We start from the raw sequence: 25,961 nt of genomic DNA on the forward strand, positions 1-25,961 counted from the left end.
TTCTTTTGTTTAAAAAAAACTCGATTCATACTTTCTTTGTTGTTCCTTTAGCTATTCTTTTATTAGTTAATCTTCCTGCCTTGTCTGCTATCTTTGATGAGTGGAATAGTGATGGCCCATATAGTCACGGTTTTTTGGGGATATTTGTTGTCATATATGCTTTTTGGACCAAGCGTAAATCGATTAGATTAAGTAAAAACACAACTACCTCCTTTATTATTTGTACTGTTGGGTTGCTAGGTAGTTTATTAGTCAATCTTGTTGCTATGCTCGCTAGTATTCAGCAATTACAATTACTGGCTTTATTTTTTATTATTCTATTTCTATTTAGTGCTTTATATGGCCTTAAGACACTTCAAGCCTGTGCATTACCTTTTATCATGTTGTTTCTTATATTTCCTGTCTGGAATATTTTACAATTTCCACTGCGTGAATTATCTACTGCTGCAGGCCAATGGGGGCCAGAGTTAATTGGTATTCCGGTCGGTCGAGACGGTTACCGCTTATCAACAGCTGGTGGTTTGTTTGATGTTGAGCCTGCTTGTTCTGGTTTGGGCTTTTTCATGGTATCGGCATTATTAGCATTTTTTGTTAGTTTTATTAATAAATTATCGCAGAAAAAAACACTTACTTTTTTAATTATTTGCTTGGTTATCGCCGTGTTAGCCAATTGGTTACGTATCATTATTATTATCGTTGTTGGTACTTACACTGAGATGAATCACTTTATAGTGCATGACCACTTAACCTTTGGTTGGATTGTGTTTGCGCTTTGTTTATTGCCACTTATTTACATTGCACGTACTTACTTTGATGATAGTGCCGTTGTTAATAACAAGGCAGTGGACTCGTTTCCTGTAAAACAAGTAGATGTTATTAACAAAACATATGCCCTCACTGCCATTACTTTACTTATTGTGTTTATTGCGGCGACTTACTGGATCCCTTCTCGATTTAATGAAAATTATGCGTTCACTGTGCCTACTTTAAATCAATATGAAATGGCCGGTGAAAGTAAAAGCTATAGCCCGAATTGGAAGCCTTATTCGCAGGGCGCAAGTAAAGAGCGATTTTTCTATTACGTTAAAGCCGATGTGGGCTTTCAGGTCTATCTGGCTGATTATGTTAAGCAAGAACAAGCTAGTGAGATGATCTTTGTGGAGAATTATCTTTATGATGATCAATTTTGGTATGATGTTGAAGATAAAAAATTACCTTTACTCGATAATCAATATTTGCAACAGGCAAACTTAGTTGTGGTTCAGCGTTCACAGGCGCGATACCGTATGATTGCATCTTGGTATGTTATTAACGGTGTGATCACCAGTGACAAAAAGGTAGCCAAACTCGCTGAAGTACAAGCGGCTTTGGTGGGGGAGCCTGGCGCAACACTGGTTGCCGTTGCCTTAGACTTCGATGGTCAGGACAGTGCGTTAGCAGAACAAACATTGAGTGAGTTTATTCATTCATATCTTAATCCTTAGTATTCATACTTTAACCCTTAGTATTCATAACTTAATCCTTAGTATTAATAATTAAAGAGTTTAACCATATAAATGCAGCCTATTACTTGGTATATCAAACGAATTAAAATGATGTCAGTTGACGAAGTCACTTGGCGAATAACTTCTTTAAGTGATGCGTGGATTGAGCGATTACGCGTTCAGTTTAACTGGGTACCTAAAGTTCAATATACCGAGCAATATGATCAACAGGCCACCTTTAAGCCTGGCTTTAGTGTGTTTGAAGGGCAAGTCGCTGAATATGACGATGCTTGGAAAGCACCTTTATTAGCTAAAGCTGAATCAATCATCGCGCATAAATTAAGTTACTTTGATTTACAAGATCATCACCTTGAATCACCTATTAATTGGCATAAAGACCATAGTGCAGGTATTTACTCAAACCTTGGCCATATTCTTTCCGTTAACTACCGTGATTTTAAAAATAATGGCGATTGTAAGTTAGTTTGGGAGCCTAATCGTCATCATCAAATGGTAGTGTTAGCGCGTGCTTATAAAGTCACCGGTGAACTTAAATATGCGCAGGCTGCTGTGCAGCAAATTACTCACTGGTTAGATCAAAATCCTTACGGTAAAGGGATGAACTGGCGTAGTCCGTTAGAGCTATCTATTCGTTTGATTAGTTGGGTATGGACAATTGATTTAATTAAAGACTCTGGATTGTTTGTTGGTGATTTTAAGGAACGATTATTAGAAAGTGTTTTTTTACATTGTCGAGATGTAAGTGGTAAGTTTTCTCAAGGTACTTCTGCCAATAATCATTTAGTTGGCGAAGCGGCGGGTGTTTATATTGCTGCACGCTATTTCACTATGTTAAAAGATGCACCGCAATGGCAACAAAAAAGCAAAGCGGTATTAGAAAATGAAATTCAGGCACAAACCTTCAATGACGGCTGTACCAAAGAGCATGCCTTTAGTTATCAATTCTTTGTGTTTCAATTTTATCTGTTTACGGCATTAGCCGGTAAATGGAGTACAGATGATTTTTCACCTGCGTATTGGCAAACGCTTAAGAAATTAAGCCAGTTCATCGCAATTATTGCAGAAGGTGGTGAGCATTATCCAATGTTGGGCGATCAAGATGATGGTTATGTTATTGATTTAGGAGATCATGTTCATAATATTAATGCATTATCGGATATTGTTAGCCATTTTTATGATGATGAAATCTTTGCTCAAGGTAAAAAACAACCGAGTGAATCTGCATTCTGGCTATTGAATAATAGACAACAGCCAACGACTCAAGCATCGACTAAAGAACACGAACTTAACTCATTTGCGTTTACTGACTCTGGTTATTATTTACTGCAAGCTGGTAAAGTGAGTGAAGGTAATCAAGCAAGTATATTAGTGGATGCTGCTGAGTTAGGTTATACGGCAATTGCTGCTCATGGCCATGCCGATGCACTGAGCTGTGTGGTGCGTATTAATCGAAATGATTTGTTTGTTGATACAGGAACCTATGATTATTTTAGCTTTCCACAATGGCGTAATCATTTCCGTAAAACCCAGGCGCATAATACTGTCGAAATTGACGGCTTAGATCAGTCTGTTATGACGGGGCCTTTTATGTGGGAGTCTCATGCCCAAGCTTCTTGTTGTAAGTGGTTACCTAGTGAGCTGGGTGGCGAACTGGTCGCTGAGCATAATGGTTATCAACGTTTAGGCTCTCCGGTAACGCATCAACGTAGTATTAAACTGAATGTGTTAGAAAAGCAGATTGATATTACGGACGAACTTAAAACACAAGGCCAACACGATATTGTTATTTATTTTCATTTTTCTGAAAATTGTCAGAATATTGAGATTAGTAATGGCGTTTGTCATTTGTTGTTGGGTAATGATCAAATCACCATTAAACTGCCAGAAAGAAGCTCTGCTGAGCTAATCACTGGCGTGGAGAGTGAAGATAAACAGACGCCATCATTGGGCTGGTTAAGTCGTGGTTATCATCAGAAAGTGGCGATTACTACGTTAGCTATATCTGCTCACATTAGTGAGGATAGAGCGTTTACAACAAGTATCTCATGGGGTGCTTAACCGTTTTTTACTAATTGTTTAATGATTAAATTTATAAATAAAACATTTAGTTAATTACTTAAAACAGGCATTTAACCCTTATTAATCGCTATTTATAAGGGTTTTAGATATCTTCCTGTTGGCCAGATAGTCATGACATTAAATATGATGTTTTTGATTGTATTTGGCCAAATCATCAAGTTATGCCCATTGCGTTTTTCAGCGAGCCAGCGTCTTTTATGATCTGTATATTGACCTAGAAAGTCGTAATCTGTAAGCCCTTCTTTTAAACACTGCTGAAAAACATGATAGCGTAAAACTTGCCCTACTCCATTTTGAAACTCAGCGTTAAAACCTTCTTGTAATGCAAAAAATTGTTCTTGATATACATAACCAATCTGCATTGCTTGGGTAATACCTTCACACTCTAATTTAGCTAAACGTAGCCAGCCCTGTTGTAATGCTCTAGGCACAAAATGAGAATAAAAGGCTGCCATTTCAGGCCTTCTTGCAAAGGAACCTTGTAAACCCGCTTTTTGCCAACGTAAATTGTGTAATGTAAATAACTGTTGCAACTCTTCTTCGAGTTGCGTTGGGTTATCGCAGAAACTCACTTGCCATTGACCTTGTCGGCTTAAATAACCTTGGGTTTGTTTGATATTAGTGCGCAAACTTTTAGACAGGGAAGGGAGGACTTGCTCTGAGATTTTTTCTAGGTCGGTATTGGCAAATTCGACTTCACGTGATTGTTGCTTTAGCTTTTTTGTTTTATTCAACGCTGCAATTAATGTTTCTCCACCTCTCGTCCAACTCGCAACGTTGCTATACCAAATAATATCCCAATGTGATTTTTTATGGCTTGCCACTAATGCTGACCATAGCTGTTCTTTTAAGGCGATACTATGTTCTTGTTTAACGATAAAATTGGAATACTCCGAGCCTATACCTTGGTCACCGGCGAAACGTAGTACGTTATAATTAATACATTTGAATAGTCGATATGGTTGAATATAGAAAGGGGCGATAGCGACAATTTGCTCTGCTTGTTTTAATATCACAAAAAATGGCTTGGTATTGGCCGAGCAGGTTTTTTTCCAGCTATCAATCCACTGCCAGGTTAAGAAAATATTATCAGCATCAGATTGATGCAATAAAGTATTCCAACTTTTTTTAAGTTGATCGACTTCTGACCATGAGGTAATAATGTGGGAAGTTATTATTTGCATATCCGTATCAGCACCTTAAATCTCATGAGATCAATTAAAAAACAAAATCCTGTCCTACAGTGTAAAACAAAGCCTGATAATTTATGTATTATTTTTGACTAAATCTGCATTTATCTGGCCTCTATCGCTTAATCACATGATCTATTATTTCGCTATGCTATGATGCTTTCATTATTAATAATGAATGAGAGCAAAATGACTACGCGACAAAATGAAAATATCCACATCCAATCAGAAACAGTTTTAATTACACCAGCAGAGCTTAAAGCCTCTTTACCGGCTTCTGATAGTGTTTATCAATTCATTCATGAATCTCGTCAAACTATTTCTAATATTGTGCATAAAAAAGATCCACGTTTCTTAGTGATTTGTGGTCCTTGTTCTATTCACGATGTTGAAGCTGCAAAAGACTATGCAACCCGTTTGAAAGAGTTACATGAACAATATAAAGATACTTTATATATTGTTATGCGTGTTTATTTTGAAAAACCACGTACTACAGTGGGTTGGAAAGGGTTAATTAACGACCCTCATATGGATGATTCATTTGATATTGAAGCCGGCCTGAAAAAAGCGCGTGAATTATTGTTATGGATTTCAGAGTTAGGTTTACCTATCGCGACTGAAGCATTGGATCCAATTAGCCCACAATACATTGGCGATCTGTTTAGCTGGTCTGCTATCGGCGCACGTACCACTGAATCACAAACTCACCGTGAAATGGCGAGTGGCTTATCAATGCCTGTTGGTTTTAAAAACGGTACTGACGGTAGTCTTTCTACTGCTGTTAATGCAATGCAATCAGCCTCTTCTCCGCACCGTTTCATGGGTATCAATCAATTAGGCCAAAGTGCTTTATTACAAACTGCTGGTAATCAAGATGGACATGTTATTTTACGTGGTGGCGGTGGCAAACCAAACTACGATTCAATTAATGTTGCATTAGCAGAACAAGCATTATCAAAAGCTAAGATGGAAGATATCTTAATTGTTGATTGTAGCCATGAAAACTCAAGTAAAAATCATGAATTACAGCCTTTAGTTGCAAAAAATGTTTTCAATCAAGTTGTTGAAGGTAATAAATCTATCATAGGTATTATGTTAGAAAGTAATATTAATGCAGGTAACCAACCCGCATCATTACCAGCTGAGCAATTACAATACGGTGTATCAGTAACTGATGCTTGTATCGATTGGCAAACAACGTGTGAATTATTGAGTGAAGCGACTGCATTGTTAAAAGATGCTATCAAAAACAGATAAGAAGTAAATTATGCCTTTAACTAAATTAAGAGATCAGATTGATGCTGTTGATCAGCAAATCATTGATTTATTAGCAGAGCGTTTACGCCTAGTAGGAGAAGTTGGCGAAGTTAAAACTAAGCATGGCTTGCCTATTTATGTGCCAGAGCGTGAAGCCGCGATGTTAGCTAAACGTCGTGAAGAAGCTGAGCAAAAAGGTGTGCCAGCGAATCTTATTGAAGATATTTTACGCCGTACCATGCGTGAGTCTTATGCTAGTGAAAATGATACTGGCTTTAAAACTGTTAATCCTGATATGAAGCGTATTGTGATCATTGGTGGTAATGGTTTACTAGGACAGCGTTTTGTCGAGATGTTTAAACTATCTGGCTATGACGTTGATATTCTGGGCCGTAGTAACTGGGATCAAGCTGAAGCTATTTGTAGCAAAGCGGGACTCGTTATTGTGGGTTCGCCAATTGATGTCACTGTTGATGTGATCAAGCAACTTACTTTCTTACCTGAAGATTGTATTTTAACCGATATTACCAGTATTAAGGACTCCCCTTTAACTGAGATGTTAGCGGTTCATAAAGGTCCTGTGGTTGGTTTACACCCAATGTTCGGTCCAGATATATCAAGCTTTGCAAAACAAGTGATTGTGTACTGTGATGGTCGTGACCCAGAGAAGTATCAATGGTTGATTGACCAAATGAAAATTTGGGGCGCGCACTTGTATCCTGTTGCGGCACCAACACATGATCAGTCAATGACCTTGATCCAAGCATTACGTCATTTTACGAGTTTTGTGTACGGTGTGCATTTGCAAGAAGTTGATGCTGATTTAGAGCAACTGTTAGATTTAAGCTCTCCTATTTATCGCTTAGAGCTAGCGATGGTAGGGCGTTTATTTGCACAAGAGCCTGCTTTATATGCAGATATTATTTTGTCGCAAAAAAGCAATTTAACCATGATCAAGCAATACCATAAACATTTCGCGGATGCGATTGAGTTATTGGAAGCAAATAATCGTGAGGAGTTTATTGACCGTTTTAAATCTGTGACTAATTGGATGGGTGACTATTCTACGTTGTTTTTGGATGAAAGCAGGGTAATGCTTCAGCAAGTACATGATAATCGTCATTACGAAACTAAGGCATAGCATCAATTAATGTACTAGCTTATTAGGCTTATTTATTAAGCTTGGTTGTTGAGGATAGGCTTTATACTTAGTCATTAGACCTAGCTTCTTGCTTTAGATGCTAGGTTTAACTTGATGATTAGGGGTCGTGTTTAGATTTACGATGAGGCTGGTTATTAGCTCTAGCAGTTAGGTTTAGGACTTAAGTTAGTTTATTAATTGCCAAGATCGAAAAAGGAGGTGTTTAACCTCCTTTTATTTGCTTTTTTAATTATTTTTTAAACTGTTTAAGATTGTTTAAAGCTAAGAGCTTTAATTCATCTTGTTGATAACAATTATGCAGCAAACTCTTTATTTAATTTGATTTCAGCATCTGATTCAATTTCAACTTCTGGCTCTTCAATAGGCTCTCCTGAAATTTCTCCGTTACGACATAAGTCTTTACCATTATTCTTGGCACGGTTTGCTTCATCTTTATGGTTATGTTTATTTAGTTGACGTTCAATTTTTTGGAATAGTTGATTGATGGCAACATATAAATCATCATGCTCTGCATGAGCAAAAACTTTACCGTTTGGTACACCAATAGTACCTTCAATTTTCATGCCTTTAGGCTCTTTAGTGATAATAAAATGGGGATTGATAAGAGAAGTTTGTAGTTTTTCTAATTTTTCAAAACGTTCCTCTACTTTTGCGCGCATTGTGTCTGTGATAGTCATTTGTTTGCTAGTAATTTCAATTCTCATATAGGACACCTTTTTGTTGTAACACTTGTTGTGTTCATAAATAGATTAGGCTTTTCACTGTAAATTAAAAGCGACTTAGATCACACTTTATAGCCCTTTTAGATAAACAAAGTAATTCTTTGACCTAACCATATTTTCTTAAAAAAACTTCAACTTTTACTTGTTGAAACCTAAAAGTTAGTCCACTTTGGAGTGAATAAGTTCCGCGATTTACTTCACTGTTTTTTATATCTTGTTTTTTCATTTAAAAACCTTTTATTAAACTAAGCATTTGTTATCTTTACTACTCCTATATTTTTCAACCAGTGTTGGTTTTTCTATTATGATTAATAAGCTTATACGTATCTGCCTATTTTATATGCTATTTAGTGTGAGCATTGGCGCTCAAAGTGCATCATGGAATAATGCGATTAGCATGTATGGCGATCTTAAGTATGACGCTGATTTTGAACACTTTGATTATGCCAACCCGAATGCACCAAAAGGTGGAGTATTCAAGCAAGCTAGCATTGGCAGTTTTGACTCACTAAACCCTTTTATTGTTAAAGGAAATGCTGCCAGCGGCATAACTCGTATTTATGATACGTTACTGCAACAATCAACCGATGAACCCTTTAGCTTATACGCTCTAATTGCTTCACAAGTGAAAGTCGCAGATGACTTTAGTTCTGTTAGTTTTTTAATTAACCCTAAAGCTACTTTTCAAGATGGTGAGGCTATCACCGCCAGCGATGTGAAGTTTAGTTTTGACTTATTAGTGAATGAAGGTGCACCACATTTTAGTTCCTACTATGCAGGTGTTGAAAAAGTAACCGTTGATGCTTTATTGCAGGTAACCTTTCACTTTAAAGAGGTGGGTAACCGAGAATTACCGTTAATTATTGGGCAGATCCCAATTCTTCCAGAGCATTTCTGGAAAGATATCGACTTTTCTAAGAGTGGACTGATTGTGCCTGTCGGTTCGGGGCCTTATCAAATAGAAAGTTTTGATGCGGGTAAGCAAGTTGTTTTTCAACGTGTTAAAAATTATTGGGGAAAAGACCTCGCCGTTAATAAAGGGCGTCATAACTTTGACCATATTATCGTTGATTATTATCGTGACGATTCAGTTGCTTTTGAAGCCTTTAAATCTGGCGCCTTTGATTATCGCTTAGAAACCTCTTCAAAACGTTGGTCTACAGGTTATGTGGGCGAGCAATTTAATAAACAGCACATTTTATTAGAAACGATTGCAGATAAAACGCCACAGGGTATGCAAGGTTTTTGGTTTAACTTACGAAAAGAGAAGTTTAAAGACCCAAAGGTAAGAGAAGCTATTTCGCTATTATTTGATTTTGAATGGGCGAATAAAACATTATTTTATGATGCGTACACACGTATTGATAGCTTCTATTCTGGTTCAGAGTTAGCAACACAAAGTGAGATTTCACCTGCAGAGCAAGCTATTTTATTACCTTATAAAGAACATCTTCCAGCGTCTGTATTTGAGCCAATAAAAGCCAATAAAACATCGGGTAATGGCAATGTTCGACAGCAAATGCGTGAAGCGGTAGCATTATTGGCCGAGGCAGGTTACCAGTTAAAAGATAGCAAAATGCAAAATCAACAAGGCGAACAATTAAGCTTTGAGTTTTTACTATATAGCAAAGACTTTGAACGCATTATTCATCCTTTTCGTCGTAATTTGCAACGTATTGGCATCAAAGCAGATATTCGTTTAGTTGATGTTTCTCAGTTTATTAATCGTTTAAATAGTTTTGAGTTTGATATGTTGTCTTTACGTAAAGGACAATCTATTTCACCTGGCAATGAACAAGCTAGCTTTTGGGGGTGTAATACCGCAAATGATGCTGGGACTTCTAATTGGGCGGGTATTTGTTCTCCCGTGATTGATGCATTAACACAGCAGCTTATTATGGCCACCACACGCGAACAATTGGTGAATACAACTAAAGCTCTAGACCGTGTTTTGTTATCGCAACATATGGTTATTCCGCAATGGTATTTACCGGCTTACAGAATCGCTTATTGGGATAAATTCTCTCGTCCTAAGGTTTCACCCTATTATGACCTCGGACTGGATACGTGGTGGCTAAAAGCTTCCTCTGGCGTGACTACTAGCGAAGGAAGCCAATAATGCATCAATATATATTAAAAAGATTACTACTGATTATTCCAACTTTGATTGGCATTATGACTTTAAACTTTTTTATTGTACAAGTCGCTCCAGGTGGTCCCGTTGAACAAGCAATTGCTAAATATCAAGGTATTGATTCCGACGCAACTTCTCGAGTGACTTCCGGTATTAATAGTGAAATAAAACAAGGTTCAAGTGACAGTAAATATCGTGGCGCACAGGGGGTTGATCCTGAATATATTGAAGCGTTAGAAAAGTTATATGGATTTGATAAACCATTGCATGAACGTTATTTTTCAATGCTTTGGCGTTACATTAACTTTGATTTTGGTGATAGTTTTTATCGAGATAAAAGCGTAATTGACTTAATTTATGAGAAAATGCCTGTATCCATCTCTTTAGGTTTATGGACGACATTGCTCGCTTATCTTATTTCAATTCCATTGGGCATTAAAAAAGCCACTGCACATGGCAGTCGTTTTGATGTGTGGACAAGTACGATAGTAACTGTTGGTTATGCCATTCCAGCATTTATATTTGCGATTATGCTGGTGGTTTTATTTGCGGGTGGTTCTTATTATAGCTGGTTCCCTTTACGTGGATTAACGTCCGATAACTTTGAGCAGCTTTCATGGTTTGGGCAAATAAAAGATTATTTCTGGCATTTAACTTTACCTATTTTTGCCAGCGTATTAGCCAGTTTTGCTACGTTAACGATGCTTACCAAAAACTCCTTCCTTGATGAAATTAATAAACAATACGTGATCACAGCGCGCGCTAAAGGTTGTTCTAAAAATCGTGTTCTGTATGGGCACATTTTTCGTAATGCGATGCTGTTAGTATTAGCGGGATTACCGGCTGCTTTAATCGGTATTTTCTTTACCGGCTCGATGCTAATTGAAGTTATTTTCTCTTTAGACGGGTTAGGGTTATTAAGTTTTGAAGCGGTCATTTCACGTGATTACCCAGTTATATTTGGCTCTCTGTATATTTTCACTTTAGTAGGATTAGTGCTTAAGTTAGTCAGCGACGTGACTTATACCTTAATTGATCCACGTATTACATTTGAGGGGCAATAATGTCTTTATTACTCGCTTGGCAACGTATTAAAAAGAATCCGAGTAACCATCAAAGGTGGGCACAATTCAAAGCTAATAAACGCGGTTATTACTCACTGTGGATTTTTAGTTTTTTATTTTTATTAAGTTTAGTCGCAGAAGTGTGGGTCAATGATAAGCCGATCATGGTGTCCTATCAGTCCAATTGGTATTTCCCAATCGTCCAAGATATTCCAGAGCAAGATTTAGGTGGTGATTTTGATATCACTACTGATTATCGCGATCCTTATATGGTGCAACAAATTAATAAAGAAGGGTGGATGATCTGGCCGTTAATTCCTTTCTACTATGATTCAATTAATTATGAGCTAACGAGTGCCGCACCCTCTAAGCCGGATGCTTTAAATTGGCTGGGCACTGATGACCAAGGTAGAGATGTCGTTGCGCGATTGGTTTATGGTTTTCGTATTTCGGTGATCTTTGCTTTATCTTTAACGCTGGTAAGTTCAGTGATCGGCGTTATCGTTGGCGCTATTCAAGGTTATTATGGCGGTAAAATTGATTTAATAGGGCAGCGTTTATTAGAAATTTGGGAAGGCTTGCCAATGTTATTTATGCTGATTATTTTAGCCAGTTTTGTTGAGCCAACCTTTACTTGGTTATTAGGCTTGATGATTTTATTTAGTTGGCCAAGTCTTGTCAGTGTAGTGCGTGCTGAATTTCTACGTGGACGCCATTTAGATTACGTTAAAGCGGCCAAAGCCCTAGGTGTAAAAGACAGTAAAATCATGTTTAAGCATATTCTGCCGAATGCCATGATAGCGACGTTAACGTTTATGCCCTATTTATTTACTGGTGCATTAACCACATTAACATCCTTGGACTTTTTAGGCTTTGGTCTGCCTTTAGGCTCAGCTTCATTGGGTGAGATGATATCTCAAGGTAAAGAAAACTTACACGCTCCTTGGTTGGCCATTACTGCTTTTATCTCATTATCAAGCATTTTGGTGTTATTAGTCTTTATTGGTGAAGCTGCTCGAGATGCTTTTGATCCGAGGAAAACACTATGAGTAAAGTCGATTATTTATTACAAGTTAATGACTTGTCGGTGAGTTTTGCACAGGAGCAGATAGTATCTGGTGTCAGTTTTTGTCTTGAACAAGGTAAAACATTAGCGATTGTGGGTGAAAGTGGTTCCGGCAAGTCGTTAACGGCTTTATCGGTTTTACAATTGTTACCTTACCCACATGCCCATCATCCAACGGGCGATATTATCTTTCAAGGTCAGTCATTGATGGGTAAATCAGAAAAAGTGCTAGAGGCGGTGCGCGGTAATAAAATTAGCATGATTTTTCAAGAGCCGATGACTTCCTTGAATCCTTTGCACAATATCGAAAAGCAGATTGCAGAAACTTTATTGCTTCATAAGGGACTAACGGGCAAAGCGGCACAATTACGTATTATTGAATTGTTAGAATTGGTAGGGATAAAAAATCCGCAATCACGTTTAAATGCTTATCCTCATGAGTTATCGGGAGGACAGCGACAACGTGTGATGATTGCAATGGCATTAGCTAATGAACCAGACTTATTAATTGCCGATGAGCCTACTACTGCATTAGATGCAACGATTCAAAAACAAATTTTAAAGCTGTTAAAATCGCTACAGCAACGTTTAAATATGGGGATTTTATTAATTACGCATGATTTGAATATAGTGCGTCAATTCTCTGACCATGTGTTAGTTATGTGTAAAGGCAAGCAAGTAGAATATCAGCAAACAGACAGGTTATTTAAATCTCCCGCTGATGACTATACTAAAAAGCTGTTAAATGCGGTACCGACAGGCCAAATGCAAGAATTAATCGATGCAAAAGTGATTCTTGAAGCGCATGATATTAATGTTAGTTTCGCAATGAAAAAAAATTTTTGGGGCAAAACGATACAGTCGTTACAAGTGGTTAAAAATGTATCCTTAAAAATACACGAGGGTGAAACACTCGCTTTAGTCGGTGAAAGTGGTTCGGGGAAAAGCACCTTGGCACAGGCGCTATTGCAGTTGAATAAAAGTACAGGGCAAGTTGTTTACTTGGGCAAAGATGTTCAGTCATTACCTAAAAACGATTTACAGGCCTTACGCCAGCAATTACAAATCGTATTTCAGGATCCCTATGCGAGTTTAAGCCCAAGGATGTCGGTACAGGATATTATTGCTGAAGGCGTACATGTATTTAATCATCAACAAAAGTTAAGTGATCAAGAAATAAGTCAGCAAGTATCCCAAGTATTAACTAAAGTTGGGTTAGAACAAAGTGCTGCAAGCCGTTATCCACATCAATTTTCAGGTGGGCAACGTCAACGTATTGCTATTGCAAGAGCACTGATTCTAAAGCCAAAATTGATTGTATTAGACGAGCCGACATCGGCATTAGATAGAAGCATTCAAAAACAAATTATTGAGTTATTGAAAGCGCTGCAGCATGAGTTTTCATTAAGCTATCTATTTATTAGCCATGACTTGTCAGTGGTGAAAGCAGTCAGTCATCGTGTATTAGTGATGAAAGCAGGTGAAATCGTTGAAGAAGGGCTAACTTCACAGTTATTTGCGCAAGCAAAGCACCCTTATACACAAGAGTTGATATCTTCGACTATTCTATGAAAAGATAGTTAACATTGTGAAAGTAGCGTTAAGTTTGTAAAAAGATTGCTAAGTTCATATACAGCTGACTATGTGTAGATAAAATGTACACATAGTCAGCTCATTTATTGTTTCCATTGAGGTGTTATGAAAAAATTAATTTTAGGTTGTTTGTTGTTTTCTGCATCAAACTTCGCCAGCGCCCTAAGTTTAGATGTTCAGCGTAATATTTTTACTGATACCTTAGACTTACAAGAGAAAAAACAGTGGCAAAAAGCCAATCAGAATATTAATGATATTGCTGATTACCCGCTTGCTTATGTCGCCCAATACAATTATTTGAATGCGAATATGTCGACGGTCAGTGATGCCGATATTATAAATTTCATTAAAACGCATAAAGGCAAGGTGGTCAGTGATGATTTACAGCGCTCTTACCTTTTTTATTTAGCGAAACAAAAAAATTGGAAACAGTTTTTAACTGCTTACCCTAAAATGCCGAATAATCGCGTTTTAAAGTGTTATTACCTGCAAGCTTCTATTGCCACCGGACAAAGCGAAAAAGCCTGGCCGGATGCACAAAAATATTGGTTATCTAGTACTTCATTACCGAATGCCTGTGATGATGTTTATGTTTATTATCAAGCGCACAAAAACTTGACACAAGAAGATATCTGGCAGCGATTTAACTTGGCTTTTGTAAAAAACAAACAAGGCTTGATGCGATTTTTAACCGCAAGAATGGATAAAGACAAAGCTGCCTTAGCGACTCAATTATATGAACTACATAAAGATCCTGAAAGTTTATTAGACAGCGATCTTTTTGCTTCTAGAAAAGTCCAAAGTTATCGTTTTTTAGTACCGAGTATTAAACGCCTAGCACGAAAAGACTTAGCTAAAGCGATGCTAGCTTATCAGCAGTTTGATAAAAAAATTGCATTTACCGCTACTGAAACCAATGCAATCAAAAAGCAATTTGCGACACTTATTGTACAGCGTGATAAAACTAACTATTTTTCTTGGTTAGACAAAGAGTTGCCGTCATTAAATAACGCGTCTTTAGTTGAGCAGCGTATCCGTTATGCGATTAAACGTAGTGACTGGAAAAATATAGGTTACTGGTTAAGTAAGTTACCAGATGAGAAACGCTATTCATCTGCATGGTTATATTGGCAAGCAAAAGTATTAGAGCAAGCCGGTGAAGCTGATAAAGCAAAGTCTATTTATGAAAAGGTGGCAAAAAATCGTAATTTCCATGGTTTTATGGCATCTCAAAAATTAGGTTTGAATTTTTCTCTTAATGCACAAACTATTGTTGAAGAGAAGGATAGCTTGAACTCTTTAGGTGGTGAGCTGGCGGTGATTGATGAGTTATTGTTCCATCAATTGAGCATACAGGCTAAAAGACAATGGCAACGCCTTTTAAATACACAAAACAAGAAGATTCAGCAGAAGCTAGGATTATATGCCTATGATCAAGGTTGGGCACATTTATCCGTACTAGCGAGTATTAACTCTAAAAGTTGGAATGCACTAAATATTCGTTTCCCAACAGCAAAACCAGAAATATTTGTAAAGGCGGCTAATAAATATGATTTAGAAGATACTTATATTTATGCCATTACTCGTCGCGAAAGTAGTTTTGATGAATATGCAAAATCACCTGTTGGTGCAAGTGGTTATATGCAATTAATGCCTAAAACAGCAAAAGAAACGGCGCGTAAGATTGATCTGACTGAATATAATGAAGTTTCACAACTTAACCAAGGTGCGCTCAACGTACAATTAGGCACCGCTTACTTTAATGGCCTATTAACACGTTATGACGGTAATCGAGTGTTAGCAACAGCTGCCTATAATGCAGGCCCACACCGAGTTGATAGATGGGTAACACCGAACAAGAAAAATGGCAATATTGGGATTGAAATAGATAGCTGGGTAGACACCATTCCTTATTATGAAACACGTGCCTATGTGCAAAGTGTTTTAGCCTATAACGTTATTTATCAACATGTATTAGGTAAACCATTGAAGTTTTTGAATCAGAAAGAATTTTTAGCTCGTTATTAATGATGACTTAATAATAAATAGTCGGCCGTTAATGGTAGTTAGCTGTTAACAAGGGCATTAATAAATGTTCTGTAGGGAAAAAGCCTGCAGAACATTATTTACAGGGGCTGTTTTCAAATATTTAAGTCGCAGTTTATAAGCCTTTCCATTTTAATATTACCTTCTAGCATTACCTACTAAACATTACTTTCTAAACATTACTTTCTAAACATTACCTTCTAGCATTACCAATTAAACACTACTTTCTAAAAAATTCTTCTGCTCTCCGCATATTTAGCACTACAGTGATTGGATTTATATTGTTCATAGAAGTTGAATTGATCTAAAAATTGAATTGAAGGCAGAAATGCTTTTAATTGATCCAGCAAGCATTATTTTGTTGGTTACCATCACTGGTTTTAGTGTTGCTCTGGTCTATATAAAGCGTTCTACAGTCGCTTTCGTCATTGATTTGACTACCTGTGGCTTTTGCTTCGGCTTTTAGCGTGTAGGTGTGTGTAGCGGCGGACACAATACTAAAAGTATAGTATTGATTATTTGAAGGTAAACCCGCAGACGATGCATTAGATATGTAGGTAGGATGAGTGATGCGAAAACTGCTTTGTTCTATTTGTGCTTTAATCAGTTCACTTTGAGCATCTGCTCGTCGTGTTTTTATAACAAATCCTTGATACGAGGGATAAGCGATAGCTGCTAATAGGCCCAAAATAGCAATCGCTATCAACAGCTCAATGAGTGTGAAAGCGCACTGCTTTTTTATTTTTAATTTTTTATTATTAACTATCAGCATAATCACCTACCTGTATAGGTTATCGCTAGCTCCCATATTTTTTATTAATTTTTTAGAGATTGAATAAATACTCAAAAAAACGAGGAAGTGGGGAGTATCTTCGCTCGTCATTTTTATCTATAACGATTTAAACTGAATTCGAGTTACTTATTACTTGAGTTATTACTGAGTTCCATATTGATAAAAGACCTAATTTCACTTTAAATCAATAGTGATGGTTGTTTTAATCAAATAGTTTGTGCACCACTGCCAATGTTTCTTCTATTTTTTGCGTATTACTTGGCGCAATGTAGATCGTATCATCGCCGGCTATCGTTCCTAGAATACCTTCTGCTTTACTCATCGAGTCTAATAAACGTGCAATTAATTGCGCTGCGCCTGGACTAGTACGGATAACAATTAAACTGTCATTTCTGTCTATATCAACAACTAAGTTTTTTAGTGGGCTGGTGGTCGTCGGAATACCCAGTTCTGCAGGTAAACAATATACCATTTCACCCGTTGCATTGCGTGTACGGACCGCGCCTGTCTTACTTAACATACGGGACACTTTAGATTGATTAATGTGAGTGAATCCAGCGCCGATCAATGCATCGACAATCTCACTTTGTGAGCTTAAATGTTCTTTTTTAAGCAAGCCTTTAAAGAAGTCCATTAGTTCAGAGGTCTGTCGCATTTGCTAATTCCATAATTGCATTATAATAAAAGCCATATCTTAATCTAAATGCACCGTAGGTTAATAGATTAAATGTCACTTTTTTTGCATATTTATTCGTTTTTGGCTAAACGGTTCTATTTACATTGAGAGTCTCTACTTTATTGCTGGTACTTCTGCTAAAATTTGCAATAAATTGCCAATATCAAGGATGATTCATTATGATCTCTGTTGCTCGCCTATTGGCGCTTATTATGTTTTTCTTTGCTACTGCAATAAGCGCTGAGATCATGCCTCAGATGCAGGTTAAATTTGCTACCGATAGTAATTACTATCCCTTTGAATATTTATCTAAAGATAAAGAGATCAAAGGCTTTGATATTGATATTGCTAAAGCAATTTGCCACGAAGTTAATTTGCAATGCACTTTTGAACATCACCGCTTTGATGGTTTACTATTAACGTTACCTTTTGGTCGATATGATGCCGTTATTGCCGCGTTAGACATTACTGCTGAACGTTTAAAAACCGTCGACTTTAGTGATAGTTATTATAAAGTGCCTCCGGTCTTTATTAGTAAAGAACCGTTGCAAGGGCAGTTTTCACTCTCCGGAAAATTCATCGGCGTACAGGCTAATACTTCAAATCAAAATTACTTGATTAAATACGCGAGAGACAATAGTTACATCGTGCCTTATTTTTCATCTCAAGCAGCATTCGAAGATTTAAAACTACAACGAATAGATGCCGTTTTTGCAGACTTTGCTGTAGTTAATGATTTTTTAAGTAAACAACTTTCAAGCCAACAACTGACAGGTGACTCATTAGTAATTAGCCGCACTGAAGAAGTCTTTATTAAAGAGTTTTCTGAAGGTTACGGTATTGCGGTAAAAAAAGGTAATGATCTGTTACGTGAACGTTTAAATACAGGATTAAAGCTCATAGTTGAGAATGGTACTTATGCCAAAATTTATCAGCAATATTTTCCATAATTAATTTTTAAAGTCCTAATATCAGCATTTTATAGAAAATAAAAGACCTTTCTTTTTTACATTGCTCACAATTACTTAACATATTTCACACTTGCGTATTTATTCACTTTAGAATGACAAGGCTAATCTTATTTCTATTATCATTAGAAATGCAAAATAAAGCATTTTGTTTGGTGATGGCTATACATACTTAAACATTTTATTTCACTGGAGAAAAATATGAAAGTTGCTGTTCTTGGTGCTGCAGGTGGTATCGGTCAAGCGTTGTCATTATTATTAAAAACTCAACTACCAGCTGGTTCTGAGCTAGCATTATACGATGTTGCTCCTGTTGTTCCTGGTGTAGCGGTTGATTTATCACATATCCCAACAGCAGTTAAAGTTGAAGGTTTTGGTGTTGACGCGTTAGGCGCTGCATTAACGGGTGCTGATATTGTAATTATTCCAGCGGGTATGCCACGTAAGCCAGGTATGGACCGTGCTGATTTATTTGCAGTGAATGCTGGTATTATCAAAACGTTAGCTGAAGGCATTGTTGCTAACTGTCCTAAAGCATTAGTTGGTGTTATCACTAACCCTGTAAATGGCACTGTTCCAATCGTTGCTGAAGTTTTCAAAAAAGCAGGTGTTTACGATAAAAACCGTATATTTGGTGTAACGACGCTTGATGTTATTCGTAGTGAAGCATTTGTTGCTGAACTTAAAGGCCTAAACGTTGCTGAAGTTAAAGTTCCAGTAATTGGTGGTCACTCAGGTACAACTATTTTACCACTTCTTTCTCAAGTTGAAGGTGTCACGTTCTCTGAAGAAGAAGTTGCTGCATTAACACCACGTATTCAGAATGCGGGTACTGAAGTTGTAAATGCTAAAGCTGGTGGCGGTTCTGCTACTTTATCTATGGGTGCTGCTGCCGCTCGTTTTTGTTTATCTTTAGTTAAAGGTTTACAAGGCGAAGACGTTGTAGATTACGCATACGTTGATATTGACGGCGGCGATGCTCCTTACTTCGCTCACCCAGTACGCTTAGGTGTTAACGGTGTCGTTGAAATTTTATCATACGGTAAATTATCAGCTTTTGAAGAAAAAGCTAAAAACGATATGTTAGAAACACTTAACAAAGATATCCAAGAAGGTGTTGATTTTATAAACGGCTAATCTTTTTTTAGTTTTTTATACAATATTATTAATAAGGTCAGCGATGCTGGCCTTTTTTGTGCCTATAATTACTTAAGCTTGTAATTGCTTATTAATAGTTACTTAATGAATTAATTTTTAAAAGGATCGCTATATGAAAGTTGCAGAAGCAATGACCGCTCGCGTAGTGACAATCGAAATGGATGATCGTATTCCTGCGATCCAAGAAATATTATCCCAACTAGGGTCTCATCACTTATTGGTAGTTGAAGAGGGGAAATTGTGTGGTGTTATATCTGACCGTGATATTTTACGAATACTCAGCCCCTATTTGTATACAGAATCAGAGTTAGTACGTGATACTGAAACGATGCAACGTCGCGCTCACCAAGTGATGACGCGCAGTCCTATTACTGTTTCTCCAGAAGTGTCAGTTAAAGAAGCGCTGGCATTGATGTTAACCCATGATATTAGTTGTTTACCGGTACTTGAAGGCGATAATATTGAAGGGATATTTACTATTCACGATGGTGTTCGCGCGCTGATCAAATAATAATTGGGCGTTAATATAAAAACTTACAGTCCTGACTCATAATAACCCCCTAGTTAGGGCTGCTTTATTAGTTTCCTCAGTTAGATTGTGACGATATTTTATAACAACAGCATTCACTACAGAGTTAATTTGATGGTGTAATCTCTTGGTATATACATAAACGTCATAAATAATGTGCTTTAAATATTTTATATTGTATGAATTATTCTTTATAGTGTTTGTATCGACTAATTACCCCCTGAGATTTACATGGATTATCTCCCTATTTTTACCAAACTTAATAACCGCCATTGCCTTGTTGTAGGTGGTGGTGATATTGCTGCGCGTAAAGTTCACTTATTATTAAAAGCTAATGCTTCTATTACCGTTTGTGCACCGGAAATCTGTGACTCATTATTAGAAAAAGCTAAAAATAATCAGTTAACGGTTATCAAAGAAGTTTTTTATGATGAGCTTATCACTGATAAATGGTTAGTTATTGCTGCTACTAATCAGCATCATGTGAATGAACATATTGCACAACTCGCTGAGCAAAAACAGATTTTAGTGAATGTAGTCGATGAACCTAATTTATGTAGCTTCATTATGCCGTCTATTGTTGATCGCTCACCTATTGTTGTGGCCATTTCTAGCGGTGGTAAAGCGCCTGTATTAGCACGTTTAATACGCGAACGTTTAGAAGCTTTATTACCCATGCATATTGGCCGTCTAGCAAAGATCTCAGGGGATTTTAGACACCGAGTGAAGCAAGTGATCACCAAAGAGTCTTTACGTCGCCGTTATTGGGAAAAGCTGTTTGGTAATGGAGATTTAGCTAGCTTATTACAAAAAGGCCAAATGGAAAAAGCACAACAGTTGATGGAAGACAACCTCACTGAAGAAGTCGCGCAGGGCGACGTGGCTTTAGTTGGTGCAGGGCCAGGCGATCCTTCATTGCTAACGCTTAAAGCATTACAGTTAATGCAGCAAGCGGATGTGGTGCTCTACGATCGATTAGTTTCAAAAGAAATTCTTGATTTAGTACGCCGCGATGCGGATTTAATTTCCGTGGGTAAAGCGGCAGGTAAGCATGAAGTTGAACAGTCTCGCACTAATCAAATGTTAGTGGAACTTGCACAGCAGGGTAAAAAAGTAGTGCGTTTGAAAGGCGGTGACTCTTTTATCTTTGGGCGTGGTGGTGAAGAGTTAGAAGAACTAGTAGAAGCTGGTGTTGCTTTTCAAGTTGTCCCTGGAATTACCTCTGCCTCTGGTTGTAGTGCTTATGCCGGGATCCCTTTAACTCACCGTGATTACGCGCAATCGGTGACGTTTGTAACAGGGCATAGAAAGAAAGATGGACAAGCATTAGACTGGAAAGCACTAGCTATTCCGCACCAAACATTAGTTGTGTATATGGGGCTATTACAAGCGCAAGACATTCAAACTAATTTGTTAGTGAATGGTCGCGATGCTAATACACCGGTTGCATTAATTAACAAAGGAACCAGTAGTGAGCAGCAAGTGATCACAGGGACGTTATCTGAGCTCTCTAAGCTCGGTGGCGGACTTGAAGGGCCGACATTAATGATTATAGGTGAAGTGGTTGAGCTGTCTTCTAAGTTAGCTTGGTTTAATCCAGAAAAAAGTAAAAAGTTATCCCGAGACCCTTTTTTAGTTGATTTGTCATAAACAGCTATTTAATCTGCTAAAAAATTACTGAGCTAATCGTTTACTGATACCCATAAAAAAGCCTGATTCAATATCAGGCTTTTTATTATTTACAGTTTACTCTTTCAACAATAATGCTTTTTTATACTCTTTTCAGTAACAGTAACAGTAACAGTAACTTACTTTACTCATCTGTTCTGTTGACTTATTTTACCAATGCTGGTGTAAGTGTAATGCTCGTTGATATAAGCGTTCATAATGTTTTGCTGAATCTGACCAGTAAAAATGCGATTGCATTGCCTGTGTTTTTAAACGCAACATCTCTTCAGGGTGCTCAATATAAAGCAGTATTACACGGCGTAACAGATTTAATAATTGATCTGGGTTGGCATCATAAAACATAAAACCATTTGCATGTTCTGAATCTTGGTCATAATCAACAACGGTATCTTTTAAGCCCCCAACTGCACGTACTATAGGTAAAGTACCGTAGGCTAAACTGTATAATTGATTTAAACCACAAGGTTCAAATATAGATGGCATTAAAAAGAAATCTGCACCAGCTTCAACCAAGTGTGACAATTTATTACTGTAAGTATTAACAAACTTAAACTTATCTGAATAATGTTCAGATAAGGCGGTTAAATGGCCTGTAATAGCTGGGTCACCAGAACCAATAATGATCAGTTGCACATTATGTTTTAAAAAACGCTCTAAAATTGGCAGAATTAAACCAAAACCTTTTTGATCCGTTAAGCGACAAACCATACCAAAAATAGGCAAATCAGCTACTTCAAGACCGACTTCTTGTTGTAATGCTTGCTTACATTTTTCTTTCCCAGATAAATCTTCATGGTTAAAGTTAAATGGAATTAGGTTATCTGTTTCAGGACTCCAATCATTATAATCACAGCCGTTTAAAATGCCTTCAAAGTCATGGATACGTTCGATAAAGTGATGTGACATACCATGGGAGCCTAAAGGCGTTAATAGTTCACTCGCATAATTAGGGCTAACGGTATTTACTTTGTCTGCATAAATAACGCCGACTTTTAAGTAGTTAATATAACTGAAGTTTTCTAAAACGCGTTCATCCATACATGAGCTAACTTCTGGGATCAGGTTTAATTGTGACTTTTCAAATATACCTTGGTATGCAGAGTTATGGCTGGTCAGCACAGTTTTGGTGTGTGCAAAATGAGAATGGTCATGGAAACGTGTTTTTAATAGGTAAGGTACTAAACCTGTATGCCAATCATTACAATGAATGATATCAGGAGAGAAGCCTTCAGCTAATGAAGTTAATAGCGATGCTAAGCTGAAAAATGCAAAACGTTCTCCATTATCTTGGTATGCATTATTTTCTTCACCGTAAAAGCCTGCACGGTCAAAATAATGTGCATTATCAATGGCTAAAACTTTAATCCCATCCAGTGATAACTCTTTTACTGTGAACTGTACGTCTGGTCGAGAAGAGTCTGTGTGCAAGGTTAATTGATGCACTTGTTGAGCATGTTCACGGTGTTCAATGGTGCGATAAAATGGTGTAATAATAACCACTTCATGGCCTAAATTGCGAAGTTCAAGCGGTAATGCTTTTGCTACGTCTGCAAGGCCACCTGTTTTAGAAAAACCTTCAACTTCAGACGAAATAAATAAAATTTTTAATTTTTGAGAATCCACTGGGACCTCCTTTGGTATAGGCCATGGATAGCAATAAAAAAGCCACCAGAAATAGTGGCTTTTTAAATCATTGTACTGGTTTAAAAACCGATTCTAGATCCTTTCGGAATAACTACAATACCTTCGTCAGAAACGGTAAAGCGTTTTTTATCATCCTCTAGATTAACACCAATTTCTATTCCATCGGCAATTCTTACGTCTTTATCAATAATTGTTTTGGTAATAACGCAATTTTTACCGATTTTAGTATCACCTAATAATACTGATTGATAAATATCCGTACCTTGACCAACAAAACAGTTAAAACCAAGAACTGATTTTCTGACCGTTGCACCAACAATTAGTGCACCATCGGAAATCAATGAGCGGCGAATACTACAGGTGATATCGCCATCATTTTGGAAATTAGCTGCTGGAAGTGGTGGATAATGTGTATGCATTGGCCACGCTCTATTGTAAAAAGAGATAGGCGGTACGGATTTAATCAAATCCATATTCGCTTCCCAGTATGACTCAATCGTACCCACATCACGCCAGTAAGCTTCCCCTTCTTCATTGGGGATTTTATTAGTTGTAAAGTCATACACAAAAACTTTACCGCTTGGCATTAAATAAGGAATGATATCTTTTCCAAAGTCATGACTTGATTCATCATCTGCTGCATCGCGGATCAATTCATTTTGCAACTCTGCAGATTTAAAAACGTAGTTACCCATTGATGCCAGTACATGGTCTGGGTCGCCAGGGATCGTTTTGGCATCTTCTACAGTTGGTTTTTCTGCAAAACCTATCATACGACCTTCTTCATCGACTTCGATAATACCGAAGTGATAAGCCTGTTCTTTAGGTAGGCGGATCGCGGATACGGTTAATATTGCATCTTTTTGTTTATGAAATTCAAGTTTTTGGCGGATATCCATCTTGTAGATATGATCACTACCGAATATACAAATGGTATCTGCATCATCTGATTGGATAAATTGTAAGTTTTGATAAATTGCATCAGCTGTACCGCTGTACCAATGCTTACCCTTACGCATTTGCGCAGGAATTGCATCGATAAAAGTGTCAGTAAAGCTGTTTACTTCCCAAGCTTCACGAAGATGATCGTTCAAAGATTGAGATTTAAATTGAGTCAGTACGTAAATACGTAATAAGTCAGAATTTACAAAATTATTAAGTACACAGTCAATTAGACGGTAACTTCCTCCAAAAGGCACAGATGGTTTGGTGCGCGATTGGGTTAAGGGGTACAGGCGTGAACCTTCACCACCTGCTAAAATCATCGAGAGAACTTTTGCCATGAGAAAACCTCATCTAAGTAATATAAAAAATAGTCATTTGTAATCCTATGCCAGTTTAATCAAAACCCACACGGCTACCTTTTGCAATCACAACAATGCCTTTTTCAGAGACAGTAAAGTGCTTGCGATCCTCTTCTAAATTTTCACCAATCACCATGCCAGGAGCTATTTCTACATTCTTATCTAGTATTACATTAGTGAGGCGTGCACCACTACCAACTTTAGCGTTACCTAGGAAAACACAGCCTTTGATTTCTGCATTGGTACATAAATGTGTTCTGAAACCTAAAATAGAATTTTCGATAGTTGCACCATTAATATACGAACCAGCTCCAAGGTGGGATTTAGAAACGTGACTTACTGAGTCACCTTGATCTCGGAATGTTGCTGGTGGTAACGGTGGATGGTAAGTGTGTAAAGGCCAATGCTTGTTATACAAAGAAATAGGTTGATTGTCGCTTAATAAGTCCATGTGCGCTTCCCAATAGGAATCGATGGTACCTACATCACGCCAATATGCATGCTCTGGTTCACCTGGTATTTTATTTTTACTAAAGTCATACACAAAAACTTTACCCTGAGGGAATAGTTTAGGAATAATGTCTTTACCAAAATCATGACTAGAGTCTTCTATTGCAGCATCTTTTTCAAGTTCTTCCACTAGTGTGTCGGCTTTGAAAATGTAGTTACCCATTGAAGCTAATACATGGTCAGGGTCTCCAGGAATTGTTTTTGCATCTTCAACAGAAGGTTTTTCTGCAAATCCAATCATATGGCCTGCTTCATCAATCTCGATGATACCAAAATGGAAAGCTTGTTCTTTTTGCACTCGAATTGCTGCAACTGTTAAGTCTCCTCCCATTTCTTTATGGTAATCAACCATTTGTTGCACATCCATTTTATAGATATGGTCACTACCAAAGATACAAACATGTTCTGCTTCATTTTTGGTGATAAAACGAGAGTTTTGATAGATGGCATCTGCGGTACCTGAATACCAGTTTTTGCTTACACGTTGCTGAGCGGGTATTGCTTCAATAAAACGATCTGAAATACTGGAAAGTCGCCAAGCTCGGCGTAGATGAATATTCAGAGATTGAGATTTGAATTGGGTTAGAACGTAAATTTTCATTAAATCTGCATTTACGAAATTATTTAATGCAAAATCTACTAATCGATAATTGCCGCCAAAAGGCACGGCGGGTTTGGTTCTGTTCTGGGTTAATGGGAAAAGCCGAGAGCCTTCACCCCCAGCAAGAATCATAGCCAAAATACCAGCCATAAAAGCCTCCACATATTTTGTATAATAAAAAGCTATGCCAATACGGCGATAGCGCCTGTCCAATTATTTAATAATTTCAACTTTCTGACATTAGCAATAAAAACAAAGTTATGAAATGCCT

General features: G+C 37.4%; 20 protein-coding genes. 13 read left to right on the forward strand and 7 right to left on the reverse strand.

Translation table 11 applies throughout. The annotated features are described in order from the left end of the window. Positions 1–5 precede the first annotated feature (5 nt). Positions 6–1,484 carry an exosortase C-terminal domain/associated protein EpsI gene (locus tag MT390_RS04575; RefSeq protein ID WP_499439859.1) on the forward strand — a complete coding sequence of 493 codons (1,479 nt, stop codon included), beginning with the start codon at positions 6–8 and terminating at the stop codon, positions 1,482–1,484. Positions 1,485–1,592: 108 nt separating this feature from the next. Continuing rightward, entirely contained in the window at positions 1,593–3,563 is a 1,971-nt protein-coding gene (locus MT390_RS04580; RefSeq protein ID WP_499439861.1) for an alginate lyase family protein, read from the forward strand. Positions 3,564–3,655: 92 nt separating this feature from the next. Here MT390_RS04580 and MT390_RS04585 read toward each other — a convergent pair whose 3' ends face one another. After that, entirely contained in the window at positions 3,656–4,768 is a 1,113-nt protein-coding gene (locus MT390_RS04585; RefSeq protein WP_499439863.1) for a GNAT family N-acetyltransferase, read from the reverse strand. A 195-nt stretch (positions 4,769–4,963) separates the two neighbouring features. On the opposite strand from MT390_RS04585, the gene MT390_RS04590 reads away from it, so the two are divergent. Continuing rightward, positions 4,964–6,031 carry a 3-deoxy-7-phosphoheptulonate synthase gene (locus MT390_RS04590; protein ID WP_299659983.1) on the forward strand — a complete coding sequence of 356 codons (1,068 nt, stop codon included), beginning with the start codon at positions 4,964–4,966 and terminating at the stop codon, positions 6,029–6,031. 10 nt (positions 6,032–6,041) lie between these two features. Then, the gene (tyrA, locus tag MT390_RS04595) at positions 6,042–7,172 is read left to right on the forward strand and encodes a bifunctional chorismate mutase/prephenate dehydrogenase (RefSeq protein WP_499439865.1); all 1,131 of its coding nucleotides are present in this window, start codon (positions 6,042–6,044) and stop codon (positions 7,170–7,172) included. 314 nt (positions 7,173–7,486) lie between these two features. On the opposite strand, the gene hpf is transcribed toward tyrA, so the two are convergent. Beyond that, positions 7,487–7,897, reverse strand: coding sequence for a ribosome hibernation-promoting factor, HPF/YfiA family (gene hpf, locus MT390_RS04600; protein ID WP_028867371.1), 411 nt, complete (start codon positions 7,895–7,897; stop codon positions 7,487–7,489). 322 nt (positions 7,898–8,219) lie between these two features. Between hpf and MT390_RS04605 the strand changes: the two genes are divergently transcribed. The 5 genes from MT390_RS04605 to MT390_RS04625 all read left to right on the forward strand — a co-directional run bounded on the left by MT390_RS04605 (position 8,220) and on the right by MT390_RS04625 (position 15,800). Beyond that, complete coding sequence (locus MT390_RS04605) at positions 8,220–10,034, forward strand: extracellular solute-binding protein (RefSeq protein ID WP_499439866.1); 1,815 nt, start codon at positions 8,220–8,222, stop codon at positions 10,032–10,034. Then, positions 10,034–11,113, forward strand: coding sequence for a microcin C ABC transporter permease YejB (locus MT390_RS04610; RefSeq protein ID WP_028867373.1), 1,080 nt, complete (start codon positions 10,034–10,036; stop codon positions 11,111–11,113). The genes MT390_RS04605 and MT390_RS04610 overlap by 1 nt, the downstream gene beginning before the upstream one ends. Continuing rightward, positions 11,113–12,162, forward strand: a complete 1,050-nt coding sequence (locus tag MT390_RS04615; RefSeq protein WP_037070784.1) for an ABC transporter permease — start codon at positions 11,113–11,115, stop codon at positions 12,160–12,162. The genes MT390_RS04610 and MT390_RS04615 overlap by 1 nt, the downstream gene beginning before the upstream one ends. Next, positions 12,159–13,751: an ABC transporter ATP-binding protein gene (locus MT390_RS04620; protein WP_499439868.1), complete on the forward strand. Its 1,593-nt coding sequence runs from the start codon at positions 12,159–12,161 to the stop codon at positions 13,749–13,751. Before MT390_RS04615 ends, MT390_RS04620 begins: the two co-directional genes overlap by 4 nt. A 126-nt stretch (positions 13,752–13,877) precedes the next feature. After that, the gene (locus MT390_RS04625; RefSeq protein WP_499439870.1) at positions 13,878–15,800 is read left to right on the forward strand and encodes a transglycosylase SLT domain-containing protein; all 1,923 of its coding nucleotides are present in this window, start codon (positions 13,878–13,880) and stop codon (positions 15,798–15,800) included. A gap of 352 nt (positions 15,801–16,152) precedes the next feature. Here the strand turns inward: MT390_RS04625 and MT390_RS04630 are convergent, their stop codons facing one another. After that, complete coding sequence (locus MT390_RS04630; protein WP_499439872.1) at positions 16,153–16,590, reverse strand: type IV pilin protein; 438 nt, start codon at positions 16,588–16,590, stop codon at positions 16,153–16,155. A 223-nt stretch (positions 16,591–16,813) separates the two neighbouring features. Further along, complete coding sequence (argR, locus tag MT390_RS04635) at positions 16,814–17,266, reverse strand: transcriptional regulator ArgR (protein ID WP_028867378.1); 453 nt, start codon at positions 17,264–17,266, stop codon at positions 16,814–16,816. 200 nt (positions 17,267–17,466) lie between these two features. Here argR and MT390_RS04640 point away from each other — a divergent pair, with 200 nt between their 5' ends. The 4 genes from MT390_RS04640 (at position 17,467) to cysG (ending at position 21,592) form a co-directional block, all read left to right on the forward strand. Beyond that, complete coding sequence (locus MT390_RS04640; protein WP_499439874.1) at positions 17,467–18,237, forward strand: transporter substrate-binding domain-containing protein; 771 nt, start codon at positions 17,467–17,469, stop codon at positions 18,235–18,237. A gap of 219 nt (positions 18,238–18,456) precedes the next feature. Further along, entirely contained in the window at positions 18,457–19,392 is a 936-nt protein-coding gene (gene mdh / locus MT390_RS04645; protein WP_028867380.1) for a malate dehydrogenase, read from the forward strand. Positions 19,393–19,525: 133 nt separating this feature from the next. Further along, entirely contained in the window at positions 19,526–19,924 is a 399-nt protein-coding gene (locus tag MT390_RS04650; protein ID WP_028867381.1) for a CBS domain-containing protein, read from the forward strand. Positions 19,925–20,173: 249 nt separating this feature from the next. Then, positions 20,174–21,592: a siroheme synthase CysG gene (gene cysG, locus MT390_RS04655; RefSeq protein ID WP_028867382.1), complete on the forward strand. Its 1,419-nt coding sequence runs from the start codon at positions 20,174–20,176 to the stop codon at positions 21,590–21,592. Positions 21,593–21,781: 189 nt separating this feature from the next. Here the strand turns inward: cysG and glgA are convergent, their stop codons facing one another. The 3 genes from glgA to glgC (MT390_RS04670) form a co-directional block, all read right to left on the reverse strand. Then, a complete protein-coding gene (glgA, locus tag MT390_RS04660) occupies positions 21,782–23,254 on the reverse strand; it encodes a glycogen synthase GlgA (RefSeq protein ID WP_499439875.1) in 1,473 nt (490 codons plus the stop codon). Positions 23,255–23,334: 80 nt separating this feature from the next. Further along, positions 23,335–24,558, reverse strand: coding sequence for a glucose-1-phosphate adenylyltransferase (gene glgC / locus MT390_RS04665; protein WP_028867384.1), 1,224 nt, complete (start codon positions 24,556–24,558; stop codon positions 23,335–23,337). 55 nt (positions 24,559–24,613) lie between these two features. Beyond that, positions 24,614–25,852 carry a glucose-1-phosphate adenylyltransferase gene (gene glgC / locus MT390_RS04670; RefSeq protein ID WP_281170592.1) on the reverse strand — a complete coding sequence of 413 codons (1,239 nt, stop codon included), beginning with the start codon at positions 25,850–25,852 and terminating at the stop codon, positions 24,614–24,616. Between the last annotated feature and the right edge of the window lie 109 nt (positions 25,853–25,961).

This window comes from Vibrio sp. 2-Bac 85, from assembly GCF_037546705.1.
Taxonomy (GTDB): Bacteria; Pseudomonadota; Gammaproteobacteria; order Enterobacterales; family Psychromonadaceae; genus Psychromonas.